This is a genomic window from Paenibacillus sp. lzh-N1, assembly GCF_002872435.1.
Classification (GTDB): domain Bacteria; phylum Bacillota; class Bacilli; order Paenibacillales; family Paenibacillaceae; genus Paenibacillus; species Paenibacillus polymyxa_C.
In genome coordinates this window covers 4,784,117-4,799,052 of the sequence record NZ_CP025696.1, presented here as the reverse complement: position 1 = coordinate 4,799,052, position 14,936 = coordinate 4,784,117, and the positions used below count along the sequence as shown (strand labels likewise).

Genomic DNA, 14,936 nt, shown 5'->3' with positions numbered 1-14,936 from the left:
ATTTTAAAGATATTACGATCAAAAAAATTTGTGATCAAGCTCCTATTGGATGTTCTACTTTTTATAGTCATTATTTGGATAAGTACGACTTGCTAGAAAAAATAGCTAAACAGTATGCTTCTGATTTTAAAGTTGAAATTGAGCAGCGTTTTGATTCCACGGAAGATGGCAAGGTTGCAAACGCCATAGAACTTGTAACCGATCAAATGATTAAAAATAAGATGGAAATTTCAACATTGTTAACCGTTCATGAAATATCCGCTGATTTACGTAAAGAATTTGAACAAATTTTGTTTAGTACTTGCTTAGCTTTTTTAAAGCAACAGAATTCTTCAATTTCGATCGCATTAGAGTATTTAGCTGAACTATATGCTGCTAACTCAATGACGTCTATTCAGTGGATTTTAAAAAATGGCAAAGATGCTAACATCATTCTTCTTTTAGATCAAATGCAAGAATATATTTTTAATCAGTTAAAGTCTGATCTATATACAAGTTAGCACGCGTGGAGTGATTTTTTTATGACCGATAAATCATCAATGGGTTGCAGAAATAAACTTTAAAGAAGGGGTTGAAGGGAGGAAACAGTAGAAGAATTAAAAGCATTGGTTCAATTCTTCTACGCTAACAACATCGTTTCACGAAAAGGTGACTTGCTGGAACTTTAACTTTATAATCCTTTGGTAAGTCCTAATATCTGATCATTCACATGTACATTACTTAATCCCCCGTGATAACAAACTATGGATGCAATGTCGAGATCTAATGAGAGACGAGCTGCACCCATATCCGGTGTGGTCGGGACATGAATCCCCCACCAGAATCCCGCTTACAATGTACATCGAATCCCCGGCAATAAGAGTCTCACTTTGCCTTTCGGGGGATCTCAAGGTGACTATCTTTTAAAAGGGGGATATCCCCCTGAATATACGGCTTATCTAGTTCGTGTGCATAGACTTTAATATGATTGCCACACTCCTGCGAAATCTCAGGAAGACTTCCTATATGATCCACATCTTGATGCGTCAAAATCACAGCTTTTAGTTTGTCGAACGACACGTCTTAGCTGAAGCATTTCTACTCCCTGTGAAATTTCCATAATATCGGACTTCACGAACACGAATTTTTGTCACATTGCCGTGAACTGCATCACGTACATATTCCGTATATTGTGTTTGAGTCGCAGAAATTGGTTTCGAGACACCAACAAGTAAATGCAACGTTGCATCATAGGTGTACGTTGTTGGTACACCCAACACGTCAACAGCGCGTGTGATACTACCATAGTCGTTATAAGTCTGTGATGTATTAACCACATACTTATTGGTATTTCCTGTTTCATCTTTGGTTTTACGAGTCTTCCAATACCGCAAGATCGAATTACAAAATTGTTAGGTTGATGTAAGGCAAATCGATAGCTTAGGCCAACCTGGCAGGATAAGATTAGAACAAACGAAAATAGAAATTTTTTAAAAGGAGAATCGAGATGAGGCTGTTTGAACTGTTGCTTTTATTGTCAAACATCGGCTTACTTGCATTAACCGTACTATTAAAAAAAGGACGGCATAGAATTCCAGTATTCGTTGCAAGCGGGATTGCCACACTTTTACTGGTCATTCATTGGACGGTGGAAGGATACAGAGTTCAGCTATTTTTCCCATATTGCATAACGATCATTTTTTTAGCCATTTCAGGTTATAGCTATTTTAAAAAAACCAGCTCAAAAAAAACCCACGATTCATGTTGGGTTCAGCTTATACCGCTATAGCAATAATGCTGGTCGCAACAGCGGGCCTCATGTATGCTTTTCCTGTATTTAAACTACCTGAACCGACAGGCGAATTTAAGGTAGGAACGCAAACTTTTCATTTCGTGGATACAAATAGGGAAGAGATTTTCGACGAAGCCAGAGAGGGTAAGAGAGAATTGATGGTTCAGGTCTGGTATCCGGCTCAAACTAGCACCGGCAAGTACGCTCCCTTTATTCCCGATACCCAGATTTTACGTTATATGGCCGCGAACTATGGCCTTCCCGAGTTTACGTTTCAACACCTGAAGTACGTATCCAGTCATGCTTATTCGGGGGCCGAAGTCTCCTCGGTACAGACTTCATACCCGCTGATCCTTGCGAATCCCGGCAACGGCTCTTCCAGGTTCCTCAACACGTCGCAAGCCGAAAATCTCGCGAGTCATGGATATATCGTGGCAGTGATCGACCACACCTACAATACATTTGCAACCGAGTTTCCGGACGGTCGAATCACGACCAGCACAACCAACGACTTATTCTCGCCCGACCATGATTACCAGACGAGTAGAGGAAATCGCGACAAGTTGGGAAAAGTTTTAACCGGCGATGTGGCGTTTGCGCTGGACCAATTCGAGTTCATCCAATCGGGGCAGATTCCAAGCCATCTAAAAGGGAGGATTGATCTCGGTCATGTCGGGGTGTTCGGTCATTCCATCGGCGGAGCGACGGCCTATGACGCTTCTTACGATCCGCGAATCGCGGTTGGAATAGACTTAGATGGAGGGCTTTATCGACTGCGTGACAGAGAGGGTCTGCGAAAGCCGTTTTTGTTCATCAACTCGGAAAGCTATTTCGAAAAATTAAAAATGGTGATGGATAACCGGGTCTACACGGATGCAGAGCTTAACCGTATGGGATCTACAAGAGAGTGGGAGGACCAAGTAACGGAAGATAAAAAGTTGGAGCTTGAACGGATGCGCGAAACGGTCGACGAAGGGGGACAAGTCCTCTATATCGAAAATACAGAGCATTTGAATTTTGCCGACGTACAGTTCATTTCTCCGATTTTCAAAATGTTGGGCATTACAGGAAAGATTGCGCCCGAAAGAGCGAACTCCGTTATCAATGCCTATATGCTGGATTTCTTCGATATGTATCTGAAAAATCAAGGCGGAAACTTAATGAAAGGACCGGATAATCGCTTTCCGGAGGTGAAGTTCGTAACCTCGCTATTATAAATTACGGAACAGAGTACCGATTTTGATATGCTCCCCTTCAAGTAGACAGGTTTAATAAATAAACCGCTACTTGAAGGGGAGTTTTCCTTTGTCTAAGAAGAACGAATACAATGCGATTGAGAAACTAGCCATCATACAGGAGTTAAAAGCAGGGCAGAGCAGCCGTGTGGGAGTAACAAAAAACATAACACAGCGTTACCACCTTAGTGAAGTGGCGACATCGCTATGAGTTGTAAGGAATTGAGGGCTAAGGTTTCCCTCCGGATAAGAAGATTTGTGGATGCTCACCGCCACGTGTCTTCTGGTAATCGTAGATGACCGACGGCGCTACACCGCGTCCGGTGTGATACAACGGGAGTTCTAATTGATCCGGATGCGTCTGTTCGCTGGAAGCACCGAAACGCTTCTTTTTCGCTAAGCGGAACTGCTTGCTCTTCGTACCCTTTGAGCTTCGACAGAACAATGATTTGCGGAGCACCAAGCTTTCATCGTGAGGCCACTTGCCTAATAGGCTGCGGTACGTGCTACTACGTTTGTTTTAATAGCTGTTAAATTTCTTATTGATTTATAAAGACAGGTTTTATCTATATCAGAAAGTGATTTTTAAGAAAAAAACTTAAATATAGGTTGAATATGGATTTTGTTTCCATTATACTCCTGCTTGAGCGGTATACTTTTTCAATCGTCTATCTACGATTCTAATTTATGAGCTGTCCAAGAAGAAAAATATAAAGAGAGGTGATCCCCGTTTCAATCGTCAATACAGCTTGAAGGCTTATTTTCCTGAAGTGTCTAAGAACTTGGATTATTATTATTGAGGAGGGAACTAATGCTAAGAAAAGGATTATGTGCGGTTGTGCTGCTCAGTCTCCTAACCGTTCTGCTTCCAGCAATGCATACAAGCGCAGCACCGAACTCGAATCTTGTGTGGAGCGACGAATTTAATGGAACTTCGTTAAACCGGTCCAATTGGACCCCTGAAATCGGTACCGGAAGCGGCGGATGGGGAAACAATGAACTGCAGTACTATACCAACCGTGCGCAGAATTTGCAGGTTACTGGAGGCATTCTGGTGATTACGGCACAAAAAGAAGCTTACGGCGGAATGAATTACACCTCTGCCCGGATCAAAACTCAAGACTTGAAAAAATTTACTTATGGGAAAGTAGAAGCGCGCATCAAGTTACCGTCCGGTCAGGGGATATGGCCAGCTTTCTGGATGTTAGGCAGCAACATCAGCTCGGTAGGTTGGCCGAAATGCGGAGAAATCGACATTATGGAACGTGTAAACAACAATCCTTCTGTGAACGGTACTGTGCATTGGGATGCGGGAGGCCACGCTGACTTTGGGCGGGTATCGGGCAATCTGGATTTTTCCCAATACCATGTGTACAGCATCGAGTGGGACTCCAAGTATATCCGCTGGTTTGTCGACGGACAGCAGTTCAATGAATTTTATATAGAGAACGGAACCGGGAACACCGAAGAATTTCAGCAGCCGTTCTTTATTCTCCTGAACCTAGCGGTCGGCGGAAACTGGCCTGGTGCTCCCAATAACTCGACGCAGTTCCCGTCCCAAATGCTAGTCGATTACGTGCGTGTCTATCAATAAAGTGTGGGTATTAGATACAATTCATATGAACATTATAAAAGCAACCCCGGTCATTTACGGGGTTGCTTCAATTCGCTATAAATTAACTCGCCACTAAGTCCTAATATCTGATCATCACATGTACATTACTTAATCCCCCATGATAACAAACTACGGATGCAATATCGAGATCTAAATACTTTTTCAATGAGAGACGAGCTGCATCCATATCCGGTGTGGTCGGAACATGAATTCTCCCGAGAACCCCGCTTACACTGTACATCGAATCCCCGACTATAAGAGTCTTACTTTGCCTTAAATAAAGACTGATATGACCAGGTGTATGCCCAGGCCTATGGATGACGCGAATCCTGCCGCAAAACGGCAGTTCCTGACCATCTATTAAGGTATCATCCACTTTGCCCTTCGGGGGATTCTCAAGGTGACTATCCTTTAAAAGAGGGATCTCCCCCTGAATATATGGCTTATCCAGCTCATGTGCATATACTTTAATATTGTTGCCACACTCCTGTAAAATCTCAGGAAGACAACCTATATGATCCACATCCTGATGTGTCAAAATCACAGCTTTTAGTTTGTCGAACGACACGTCTTAGCTGAAGCATTTCTACTCCCTGTGAAATTTTCATAATATCGGGCCTCCGTACAATGTAATTGACACCCATACTAAAATAGGTTCAAGGGGCGAATCCAACTCTGTGGCGTTGCCGTTCCTTAATGTCAATAGATACGGTGCGAATAGACGTAATAGGAATAACAAATGTCTGATATTGCGTAAGGTATTTAACGAACTTGTCGTCAATCTGATCCAATATTCCGTCGCATACATTTGTCCCATCTATAAAATGAATAGTTACTTCCTTACCTTGTAAGCTTGCTAACATAATATCACCTCGTTTGTTTTCTTGAAGTTTCTTGCCGGATCATTGAAATCTTGAACATACTCTACAAAGAAGTTATCACTTGATCAATAACACCATATTCGAGTGCCTCCTGTGCGGACATGTAAAAATCCCGGTCCATATCTTTTTCGACTTTTTCAAAAGATTGCCCGGTCCGTTCAGCTGTGATACGGGTTGCCTTTTCACGAGTCCATAAAATTCGTTTTGCGCTGATCGCAATATCGCTGGCCTGGCCTTGTGCGCCGCCGTGCGGCTGATGGATCATAATTTCACTGTTCGGCAGTGCAGAACGTTTTCCTTTGGCACCAGCCAGCAAGAGGATGGCGCCAAACGAAGCAGCAAATCCCGTACATATCGTATGCACCTCGGGTTTGATGTACTGCATCGTATCATAAATGGCAAATCCTGCGGAAGTAGAGCCACCTGGGCTGTTGATATACATGTAAATATCTTTTTCCGGATCTTCTGCCGCCAGGAACAACAATTGAGCAATAATACTGTTAGCCAATTGATCGTCGATGGTTGCCCCTACAAATACAATACGATCCTTTAACAATCTGGAATAGATATCGTACGATCTTTCACCTTGAGCAGTTTGCTCCACAACATAAGGAACATAAACACTCATTTTTCATACCCCCATTTTCTTGGTTCAGTTGATTTCTTCTTGTAAACGAACCCAGACCGTAAAAAGATACGGAGTTTTAATGGGAAAAATGATTTGCGTATATGGTGTAACTTCTATAACCCCTTGTTCGTTTACAATGAAGGTAGCAAATGGCTTTGCTTTAGCAGAGGGCAGAATATGACCGTAGAGGAGAAGGCCTATGAACATAGAAGATTCTGTACAGATGACAGACAATACACTAGACATCCAGAACTTTGATGAATTACAGGCGGTCCTGAAAAGTTACTGTCTGTCGCTTACGAAATCAAATTGGGATGCGGAAGAATTGGCGCAGGATACTTGGGTAAAAGCATTAGGAAAGTTAAATAAATTCGAGCATACAAATCCCAAAGCACTGTTGATGCGGATTGCTAAAAATACCTGGATTGATGATATACGGAGAAAAGCAGTCTACACTCGGATATTGAATAGGGAACAAGCGAAAGTAACAGTACCGGATCATGGATCTTTTGAAATCGAGATCGCGTTGCAATCCTTAATGAATCATTTATCTCCGCTTCAGAGAACTGTTTTTTTGCTGCGAGATGTGTTTGGATATTCGATTCGTGAGACATCCGACATGCTTGAAACAACGGAGGGAGCGGTAAAAGTTGCACTTCATCGGGCACGAAAATCGCTAGAAGCAGTTCAGGAGGAACTCTTAAAAGGCGAATTATCCTTATCAGAAAGTGAAAAATCGAAAACTTTTCTAAGGGCATTAACGGCTGCATATCAGATGGGAGATATTGCAACTTTGGTTATGCTTTCCTACCAGGATGTAATAGAACCAGAAGTTATGATCAGTATTGTCAATAATAAGTTGCTCTGGAGTCACATCTCAGCAAAACAAGCGAATTTCGATACCATAAGTATGATGGCAGCGTAGTTTTTCTTACCATCGTAGTATCATAGGATAGAATCACAAAGAATATTTTGATAAGGAAGACAACAACAAGCTGTTTTAAGCGAGGATAAAGTAATGATAAAGCAAAAATTGAAAATCGAGGGCATTCCGGCAATTTTGTGGGGTGGTGAATCAGATAAGATATTTATAGCTATCCACGGTAATATGTCAAACAAGGCAGATGATGTGATCGTTATATTTGCAGAAGAAGCAACGGCACAAGGGTATCAAGTCATTAGTTTTGATTTGCCTGAACATGGTGACCGCAAAGAAGAAACCTACGTCTGTAAAGTTCAAAATTGTGTTCATGATCTTGACATCATCATGCGTTACACACAAAAGCAATGGCATGAAATTAGTATTTTCGCTTGTAGCATGGGTGCGTATTTTAGTTTACTTGCTTATCATCATCTCTCACTAAAACAATGTCTGTTTCTTTCTCCAGTGCTAGATATGGAGAGAATAATCAAAAATATGATGACATGGTTCAGTGTAAGTGAGGATAGATTAAAAGTTGAAAAAGAAATATCTACACCCATTGGGCAAACACTTTATTGGGATTATTACTGCTATGTTAAATCGCATCCAATTGATACATGGAATAAGCCAACTGCCATACTTTATGGCTCTGAAGATGACTTGTGTGAATATGACGTCATATCTACGTTTGCAAGCCGATTTCATTGCCAGCTAAAAGTGATGGAACGTGGAAAACATTATTTTCACACCAAAGAGCAACTACAGTTTTATAGACAGTGGTTGAAAGAACATTTAACCGCAAAATAAGCATATGGGAAGCAAGGAGTTGATCTCACTGCTTCCCATTTAACGTACCTTCCAGCGCCGTATTTATCTTCAAAAGGTTACAAATAAGTAGCTGGTAAGTGAGTGTTTGAGATTGAAAAAAAGTTGAACCATGTGAAAGAGAATGATTTAGTATTATTGATAACGAGTCAAGAAGCCATCAACTAATTTGGCATTTGTCATCTGAATTACAGACTGATCTTCCAGTTCCTCGGCCATATCATCATCTGTCATGGACACGAAAAAAATAATATCTTCTTTGGACTGACCGAATTGAGTAAAAAGTACATCGTCGGTTTCTTTAACTACCTTGGCTATAATTTTTATCATTTCATCTTTATAGTCCAACACATTGTCGGTTGCATACAGAAATTTGCTAATATGATTGAGGTGTGTTGTATCGTCATATTGATATTCGCTTAATCCCCATCTGTAATAAATTTCATCTTCCTTGCTGTTGCACAGGTCTTGGGCTTTCATGTTTGTGATATGTCTAACAAGTGATTCCTCCGTATTAACAGCTAGAAATAAGGTGACAAAATCGCTGTCTGTGCCAAACGCGCAAGCGTAAACTTTCTCATCCTTCACTTCTTCCAGTATGCTTTTGAGATCTTCCAAAAATCCTGCTCTAAATCTTTCCTCAAATTCACTCAGAAAATTGCTCATCTGGTTCATATACTCCTTTATGGGTTTTATACTTTACTATTATTAGCACGACTCGTGTAGCCTACCACAATTATAGGAACTTGGGTTGAGCTATTGGTTGCTCAGCCAATAGCAAGATTTACAATGAAAAAAATACATGCAAGATAGGCTAGCCAAGAGAGAGTGTAAATCCGTGACATGACACCAAAGTCATAATAAAAAACTGCATAACAATGTGGTTTTTCGTAAATCGGTAAAGATACAGACCATGTAAAAAAGCGCTGGTTCCAGCCTGGGACCAGCGCTTTTTCGCGTTTCGCATTATGAACTTTCGCCGGGCCAAGCAGGCCGGGTCGGCGACTTATTTCCTAAAATGACGCATTGCCGACTGTTCGTCTTTATTCTTACTGGGCCGTTAAAATCAGTGGACCGTCCTGCGTAACTGCAATCGTATGCTCATATTGCGCCGACAACTTGCCGTCGGCCGTTCTCGCCGTCCACTGATCGTCGTCGATCGTGATACGGAACGTACCTTCGTTGATCATTGGTTCAATCGTAAACACCATGCCTTCCTTTAACCGAGTGCCTTTGCCAGCTACGCCGATATGCTCGTAGCTCGGCTCCTCGTGCAGGCTCCGCCCGATCCCGTGCGCAAGCAGATCGCGTACGACCGAAAAACCGTTTGCTTCCGCATGCTGTTGAATCGCCGACGTTATGTCGCCGAGCCGTCCTCCGGGGAGTGCTCGGGCGATCCCCAGATCCAAGCATTCCTTTGTCACCCTCATTAATTTTTGCGCCTCCGGTCGGATATTGCCCACCGCATAGCACCAGCACGAATCGCCGAACCATCCGCCGTATTCCACGACGATATCGAGCTTCAGCAAGTCGCCGTCCATAAGCACCTGGTTCGAAGGAATGCCGTGGGCCACCACATCGTTGACAGAAATGCAGGTTTCGGCAGGGAAACCGTTGTATCCTTTTGTAAACTGCTTGCCGCCCAGCTTGGTGATATGTCTGGCAACAAAGTCATTGATTTCCCGGGTGGTGATCCCAGGCTCGATCAGTTTAACCACCTCGCGGTAGCAGTCCGCAACGATTTGGCTCGCCGGTTTCATCTCTTCGATTTCCCTGGGTGATTTTAAAATGATCATCTTTGTCTATTCGCTCCTTATTAATTCTATAATTTTAAAAAACGGACGATATCTCTGGCCTCCTCGTGCAGCTTTCCGCGGCGAAGCGAAAGCGAGGCGCAGCCGACCAAGGCGGCCAGTAGCATTTCCGTGCGCTGTAGCCGATACGGCGGCTCCGCCGCGTTTCCGCCGGAAGCGGCAGTCCCGTCCGCCGCACGATCGGTTTCCAGCAGCGCGGCAAGCGGCGTGAGCACTTCCCGGCGAAAGGCGGCCGAGAGCGGGGCCGAGCGCCCTTCAGGCAGCGAGGCAAAGCCCTCACCGGCCAACTTATGCAGCAGGTACAGGGCGTGGTCCTCCGCCCAAAGCTGCAGCAGCCGGACGCCAGCGGCGGCGACGGGGCCAAGCTCTGTGGCAGCGGCCGTTTCGCGGCTTCCGCTTTGGGAATCCGCGACAGCCGAGTTCCCGGTGTCCGCCGCCGCAGCCAAGCCGAAATGCCCGCCTGCCGGCGTCTTCTCCGAAGCCGAAGCGGGCGGGGCTTTCGGTTGAGCCTCAAGCGGGGTCTCCAGCCATCCCCCGGCCCGCTCCAATGCGTCCCATAGCAGATCGTGGAGCAAATTGCCCTTATTGCTGTAATAATGGTATACCGTGCCATAGCCGAGTCCTGCCTGCACGGCGACATCGCGGATTTCCAGTAAAGGCCCTTTATTCAAAAACACATCGGCAGCGGCTTTCCGGATTTGCGCCAGACGCCGCAGCCGGATCTCTTCGTTTTGTTCCTTTGTTCGTGGAGACATCTTGTCCGTTCACCTCTTTTATTTTTGACCTACTATTATGTCAATATAAAACATTAGCTTGCGAATAACAAGAGTGAGCAAACAAACGTCCCGGCAACACCTCGTAAACGGATGAAGATCAGGTGAGTAGAGTTATGCTATACTTGCGAAGTAAAAGGGGGTGCCTACTGATGGAGAATCTATTGGGATTGTCTGTGACTTCTTACACTCATGCAAAGCCAATTATTAGGAAAGCGTTACTTTGTATGGGGCGAAACAATTTTTTAACGCTGAATAAGCTTTTTTAATATTTTTGGCTTTGCACCTTATTTTAAAAAGAATCAAAATAAGGAGCGAGCAAAATTGAGATATACGAATGCTACAAAAGTTTTACCTCAAAAACTAATTACGGAAATTCAAAAATATGTTCAAGGAGAGACTCTGTATATTCCTAAACCAAAAACGGAGTATATGAATTGGGGCAGTTTGAGTGGCGGGAGAAGGTTGCTTGAACAGCGAAATACCGAAATCAGAAATGCTTTTCAAAATCGCAGCAGTATCGAGCAATTAGCTAAGGAGTTTTTCCTTTCTACCGAAACCATTAAGAAAATTGTGTATTCACATAAAAAGTAGGGGATACACTGGTGAATATCGATCGATATTCAATTAAGTGAACATAAATAATACCTAATTTACAAAGTGGCGTGGTACTATACTCGCGTCAATGAATTTAATTTTGGCCTCATCCAGATTCCCAAATACTTTTTTGCATTTCAATTTCTATTTCAAAGGCTGTACTTCATTTTTACATTTATTATTTTTATGTCAAAAATGATTCTAACTCGTTGTTTTCATTTATAGAGCTTATTTTAATCTTTAAAATATGAATATAAACGACAGCAACAACGGATTTGGAACGGTGCCGATTCTGAATAAATGAAGGGAAACATGTGTTGATTCATTATCGTTGAAACAAGAAAGTGGGGAAGATTTATGGGGGCGCAAAAAAGTAGAAGCAGACATCTGATTGATCCAGAAATTATCAGTGCAGTTGATTTAATACCAACAACCGACCTTACCAAATCTACACTAATGGAATCACGTAAAAACCAATCTCAAATGATGCAACAATTAGATGTAACGCAGATGTTTCCTGTTACATTGGAAAAAAGGGTTGTGCCAAGTTATTTTAACGGTCCAGATATTCAAATAGAAATCATTAAGCCCAAACAATCAAAGCATAATAAGATGCCTCTATATTATTCGATACATGGAGGCGGGATGGTCTTAGGAAGTCCAGTCGTGGATCGTCCTGCTAATGCAGCTCTTGCTGCAGAACATGGTTTCTGTTGTGTATCTGTGTACTATCGCCTAGCGCCAGAGCATGTACAGCCAAGTCAATTACAGGATTGTTATTCGGGCCTAAAATGGTGTATTGAACATGCGGAAGAGTTAGGGATAGATACTGAGAAAGTTGCCGTCGGGGGCAGTAGCGCTGGTGGCGGTTTGGCGGCTGGCTTAGCTTTGTACATTCGTGATCAGAAGGAATTCGAAATCCATCATCTAAGATTAATGAGGCCAATGCTAGATGACCGCACAAGTATCGCACCGGAGCATCCATACGCAGGCGAGTTTATTTGGACAAAACAAAGCAATTATTTTGGCTGGAAATCTGTATTGGGGGTTGAACCGGGTTCCGAGGAGGTAAGTGAATATTATGTGCCGGCCCGTGCCAAGTCTTTGGCCGGGTTGCCACCGACTTATATAAATATAGGTACCATTGATTTATTCATTGATGAAGCCTTATTTTTTGCTAAACAACTGGTATTTGATGGTGTCTTAGTGGAATTACATGTCTATCCCGGGTACCATCATATGTCTCCCGCTTTTCCAAATGCGCATTTTTCAAAAGAAGGGGCTAGAACAAGTGAATACGCCTTACTGAAAGCTCTGAAGATATTTGATATAAATTGTAATGAGTATAATACTAAACGCTAATAAGGTATGATTGCAGTAAACAAAGCACTGTTGGAGAATATCCATCAGTGTTTTTTCATACCTACTTATGACCTGAACAAATAATTTATTGATAGATTCGGTTGAGAGTCATTATATTTTTTCTACTCTTCCGACTTTTACCACCCATTTAGGGTAAAATAATACCAAGCATAAAATCCAACTATGGAAGTGGTGATGCCCCATGTCAACGAGCAGCAAACCGAATAGATTAGCCAAGGAAAAATCACCGTACCTATTACAACATGCTTACAATCCGGTAAACTGGTTCCCTTGGTCAGATGAGGCTTTTGAAATTGCTAAGCGTGATAACAAGCCAATTTTCTTGTCGATTGGCTATTCGACTTGTCATTGGTGTCATGTGATGGAGAGAGAATCTTTTGAGGATCAAGAGGTAGCTGAGGTATTAAATCAGGATTACGTATCCATTAAAGTGGATCGAGAGGAACGTCCGGACGTGGATCATATTTATATGTCCATCTGTGAGACGATGACGGGGCATGGGGGCTGGCCGCTGACGATTATGATGACGCCGGATCAGAAGCCTTTTTTTGCGGGTACGTATTTGCCAAAGGAGCAGAAGTTTGGGCGTGTCGGACTTTTGGAGTTGCTGGGTAAGGTGGGAATCCGATGGAAAGAACAGCCGGATGAGCTGATGGAGCTGAGTGAGCAGGTACTTACCGAGCATGAACGACAGGACTTGCTTGCTGGTTATCGCGGAGAACTGGATGATCAATGCTTGAATAAAGCTTTTCATGAATACAGTCACACCTTCGATCATGAATATGGTGGCTTCGGAGAAGCACCGAAGTTTCCTTCTCCACATAACTTGTCATTTCTGCTGCGATATGCACAACATACGGGGAACCAGCAGGCACTGGAAATGGTAGAGAAGACGCTGGATGCGATGTCACGGGGCGGAATCTACGACCATGTAGGCATGGGATTCTCAAGGTACTCAGTGGACGAGAAATGGTTGGTGCCGCATTTTGAAAAAATGCTGTATGATAACGCTTTGTTGGCCATCACGTATACAGAAGCTTGGCAGGTGACAGGGAAAAGACTGTACCGACAGATCACTGAACAAATTTTTACATATATCGCAAGAGACATGACGGATGCAGGAGGTGCCTTTTATTCGGCAGAGGACGCGGATTCTGAAGGAGAAGAGGGTAGATTTTACGTCTGGAGCGACTCTGAGATAAAGGCTGTACTGGGCGATGAGGATGCCTCTTTTTTCAACGACTTGTACGGAATCACACCTTACGGTAATTTTGAAGGTCACAACATTCCAAACCTGATTGATATCAATTTAGAAGCCTACGGGAACAAGCATGACTTGACCGAGCCAGAACTGGAGCAGCGGGTCAGTGAGCTAAAGGCCAAGCTATTTACTGCCAGGGAGCAGCGGGTTCATCCTCAGAAGGATGACAAGATTTTGACCTCGTGGAACGGGTTGATGATTGCTGCTTTGGCCAAGGCGGGGCAAGCTTTTGGAGATACCAGATATACAGAGCAAGCTCGAAAGGCAGAGACGTTCTTGTGGAACCATTTGAGACGGGAAGACGGACGCCTATTGGCACGGTATCGGGATGGTCAGGCAGCTTACCTCGGCTACGTAGATGATTATGCTTTTTATGTGTGGGGTTTGATTGAGTTGTACCAGGCGACCTTCGATGTACAATATCTGCAGCGGGCACTGACGCTTAATCAGAATATGATTGATCTTTTTTGGGATGAAGAACGGGACGGGTTATTCTTTACCGGATCAGATAGCGAACAATTGATATCCAGACCCAAAGAAATTTATGATGGTGCGATCCCGTCGGGTAACAGCATTGCGGCCCATAATTTTGTGCGACTTGCGCGGCTAACGGGGGAAACTCGATTGGAAGACTATGCTGCCAAGCAGTTTAAGGCTTTTGGCGGGATGGTTGCTCATTACCCCTCAGGCCACTCAGCGCTGCTCAGCGCGTTGTTGTATGCGACAGGAAAGACGAGTGAGATTGTCATTGTAGGTCAAAGGAATGATCCGCAGACTGCCCAGTTCGTTCAGGAGGTTCAAGCTGGTTTTAGGCCAAATATGGTTGTTATTTTTAAGGATAAAGGACAGCCGGAGATTGCAGAAATAGCTCCTTATATCCATGATTACGATCTTGTGGATGGCAAACCAGCCGTATATGTGTGTGAACATTTTGCCTGTCAGGCACCTGTCACCCATATCGACGACATTAAGGCTATGCTGGATAGAATAGAATAAAGCGAATTTAATCCCCTTGCGGGTGGAGCATATGGTGATTTTCGATCAATGACCTTATGTGTGCCACCTTCAAGGGGATATTTTATGTAAAGAGGTAGGTATAGTGTAGTGAAACTAACATTTTCTTAACATCTACATTGCATTTTTTTTAATAATTTTTAGGTATATTATATCAAAGAACCGGTTCCGTTTAGCCTTGTGGTGTTCGAAAATAAGTACATATACCTATTCAACT

Annotated in this window: 12 protein-coding genes and 5 pseudogenes; 9 read left to right on the top strand and 8 right to left on the bottom strand. The window is 43.3% G+C overall.

Translation table 11 applies throughout. The features are described 5' to 3' along the window. The first annotated feature begins 89 nt into the window (after positions 1 to 89). Positions 90 to 500: a TetR/AcrR family transcriptional regulator gene (locus C0638_RS21305; RefSeq protein ID WP_233902243.1), complete on the top strand. Its 411-nt coding sequence runs from the start codon at positions 90 to 92 to the stop codon at positions 498 to 500. A gap of 170 nt (positions 501 to 670) precedes the next feature. Here the strand turns inward: C0638_RS21305 and C0638_RS21300 are convergent. Next, positions 671 to 1,059: pseudogene (locus C0638_RS21300) on the bottom strand (MBL fold metallo-hydrolase); the annotation flags it as partial. Positions 1,060 to 1,486: 427 nt separating this feature from the next. Between C0638_RS21300 and C0638_RS21295 the strand changes: the two are divergent. Both C0638_RS21295 and C0638_RS25450 read left to right on the top strand, forming a co-directional pair. After that, positions 1,487 to 2,988: pseudogene (locus C0638_RS21295) on the top strand (alpha/beta hydrolase family protein). Between the two features lie 88 nt (positions 2,989 to 3,076). Continuing rightward, complete coding sequence (locus C0638_RS25450; protein ID WP_162484032.1) at positions 3,077 to 3,217, top strand: hypothetical protein; 141 nt, start codon at positions 3,077 to 3,079, stop codon at positions 3,215 to 3,217. 96 nt (positions 3,218 to 3,313) lie between these two features. Here C0638_RS25450 and C0638_RS26230 read toward each other — a convergent pair. Next, positions 3,314 to 3,418 (bottom strand): annotated as a pseudogene (locus tag C0638_RS26230) (transposase domain-containing protein); the annotation flags it as partial. Between the two features lie 399 nt (positions 3,419 to 3,817). On the opposite strand from C0638_RS26230, the pseudogene C0638_RS21285 reads away from it, so the two are divergent. Beyond that, a pseudogene (locus tag C0638_RS21285) lies at positions 3,818 to 4,597 on the top strand (glycoside hydrolase family 16 protein); the annotation flags it as partial. Between the two features lie 103 nt (positions 4,598 to 4,700). On the opposite strand, the pseudogene C0638_RS21280 reads toward C0638_RS21285, so the two are convergent. From C0638_RS21280 to clpP, 3 genes and pseudogenes are all read right to left on the bottom strand, one after another. Continuing rightward, positions 4,701 to 5,189 (bottom strand): annotated as a pseudogene (locus C0638_RS21280) (MBL fold metallo-hydrolase); the annotation flags it as partial. Between the two features lie 88 nt (positions 5,190 to 5,277). Beyond that, positions 5,278 to 5,484: a hypothetical protein gene (locus tag C0638_RS21275; RefSeq protein WP_043885946.1), complete on the bottom strand. Its 207-nt coding sequence runs from the start codon at positions 5,482 to 5,484 to the stop codon at positions 5,278 to 5,280. A gap of 61 nt (positions 5,485 to 5,545) precedes the next feature. Further along, complete coding sequence (gene clpP, locus C0638_RS21270; protein ID WP_013371085.1) at positions 5,546 to 6,130, bottom strand: ATP-dependent Clp endopeptidase proteolytic subunit ClpP; 585 nt, start codon at positions 6,128 to 6,130, stop codon at positions 5,546 to 5,548. A gap of 199 nt (positions 6,131 to 6,329) precedes the next feature. Between clpP and C0638_RS21265 the strand changes: the two genes are divergently transcribed. Next, a complete protein-coding gene (locus tag C0638_RS21265) occupies positions 6,330 to 7,055 on the top strand; it encodes an RNA polymerase sigma factor (protein WP_058712242.1) in 726 nt (241 codons plus the stop codon). A gap of 93 nt (positions 7,056 to 7,148) precedes the next feature. Continuing rightward, entirely contained in the window at positions 7,149 to 7,859 is a 711-nt protein-coding gene (locus tag C0638_RS21260; protein ID WP_058712243.1) for an alpha/beta hydrolase, read from the top strand. A gap of 153 nt (positions 7,860 to 8,012) precedes the next feature. Here C0638_RS21260 and C0638_RS21255 read toward each other — a convergent pair whose 3' ends face one another. The 3 genes from C0638_RS21255 to C0638_RS21245 form a co-directional block, all read right to left on the bottom strand. After that, positions 8,013 to 8,543 (bottom strand): DUF4303 domain-containing protein, encoded by a 531-nt coding sequence (locus C0638_RS21255; RefSeq protein WP_058712244.1) that lies wholly within the window; start codon positions 8,541 to 8,543, stop codon positions 8,013 to 8,015. Positions 8,544 to 8,926: 383 nt separating this feature from the next. Continuing rightward, positions 8,927 to 9,673, bottom strand: a complete 747-nt coding sequence (gene map, locus C0638_RS21250; RefSeq protein ID WP_013371089.1) for a type I methionyl aminopeptidase — start codon at positions 9,671 to 9,673, stop codon at positions 8,927 to 8,929. Positions 9,674 to 9,699: 26 nt separating this feature from the next. Further along, positions 9,700 to 10,446 carry a TetR/AcrR family transcriptional regulator gene (locus C0638_RS21245; protein WP_013371090.1) on the bottom strand — a complete coding sequence of 249 codons (747 nt, stop codon included), beginning with the start codon at positions 10,444 to 10,446 and terminating at the stop codon, positions 9,700 to 9,702. A 342-nt stretch (positions 10,447 to 10,788) separates the two neighbouring features. Here C0638_RS21245 and C0638_RS21240 point away from each other — a divergent pair, with 342 nt between their 5' ends. The 3 genes from C0638_RS21240 (at position 10,789) to C0638_RS21230 (ending at position 14,701) form a co-directional block, all read left to right on the top strand. Continuing rightward, positions 10,789 to 11,058 (top strand): CD3324 family protein, encoded by a 270-nt coding sequence (locus C0638_RS21240; RefSeq protein ID WP_013371091.1) that lies wholly within the window; start codon positions 10,789 to 10,791, stop codon positions 11,056 to 11,058. 360 nt (positions 11,059 to 11,418) lie between these two features. Further along, positions 11,419 to 12,423: an alpha/beta hydrolase gene (locus tag C0638_RS21235; protein ID WP_058712245.1), complete on the top strand. Its 1,005-nt coding sequence runs from the start codon at positions 11,419 to 11,421 to the stop codon at positions 12,421 to 12,423. Between the two features lie 202 nt (positions 12,424 to 12,625). Further along, positions 12,626 to 14,701, top strand: a complete 2,076-nt coding sequence (locus tag C0638_RS21230) for a thioredoxin domain-containing protein (protein WP_058712246.1) — start codon at positions 12,626 to 12,628, stop codon at positions 14,699 to 14,701. Positions 14,702 to 14,936: the final 235 nt, after the last annotated feature.

Bases quoted from the DNA above. Each gene is read 5' to 3' on its own strand.
- C0638_RS21260 (WP_058712243.1), top strand. From the start codon at position 7,149: ATGATAAAGCAAAAATTGAAAATCGAGGGCATTCCGGCAATTTTGTGG.
- C0638_RS21245 (WP_013371090.1), bottom strand. From the start codon at position 10,446: ATGTCTCCACGAACAAAGGAACAAAACGAAGAGATCCGGCTGCGGCGT.
- C0638_RS21230 (WP_058712246.1), top strand. From the start codon at position 12,626: ATGTCAACGAGCAGCAAACCGAATAGATTAGCCAAGGAAAAATCACCG.
- C0638_RS21235 (WP_058712245.1), top strand. From the start codon at position 11,419: ATGGGGGCGCAAAAAAGTAGAAGCAGACATCTGATTGATCCAGAAATT.
- map (WP_013371089.1), bottom strand. From the start codon at position 9,673: ATGATCATTTTAAAATCACCCAGGGAAATCGAAGAGATGAAACCGGCG.
- C0638_RS21265 (WP_058712242.1), top strand. From the start codon at position 6,330: ATGAACATAGAAGATTCTGTACAGATGACAGACAATACACTAGACATC.
- C0638_RS21275 (WP_043885946.1), bottom strand. From the start codon at position 5,484: ATGTTAGCAAGCTTACAAGGTAAGGAAGTAACTATTCATTTTATAGAT.
- clpP (WP_013371085.1), bottom strand. From the start codon at position 6,130: ATGAGTGTTTATGTTCCTTATGTTGTGGAGCAAACTGCTCAAGGTGAA.
- C0638_RS21255 (WP_058712244.1), bottom strand. From the start codon at position 8,543: ATGAGCAATTTTCTGAGTGAATTTGAGGAAAGATTTAGAGCAGGATTT.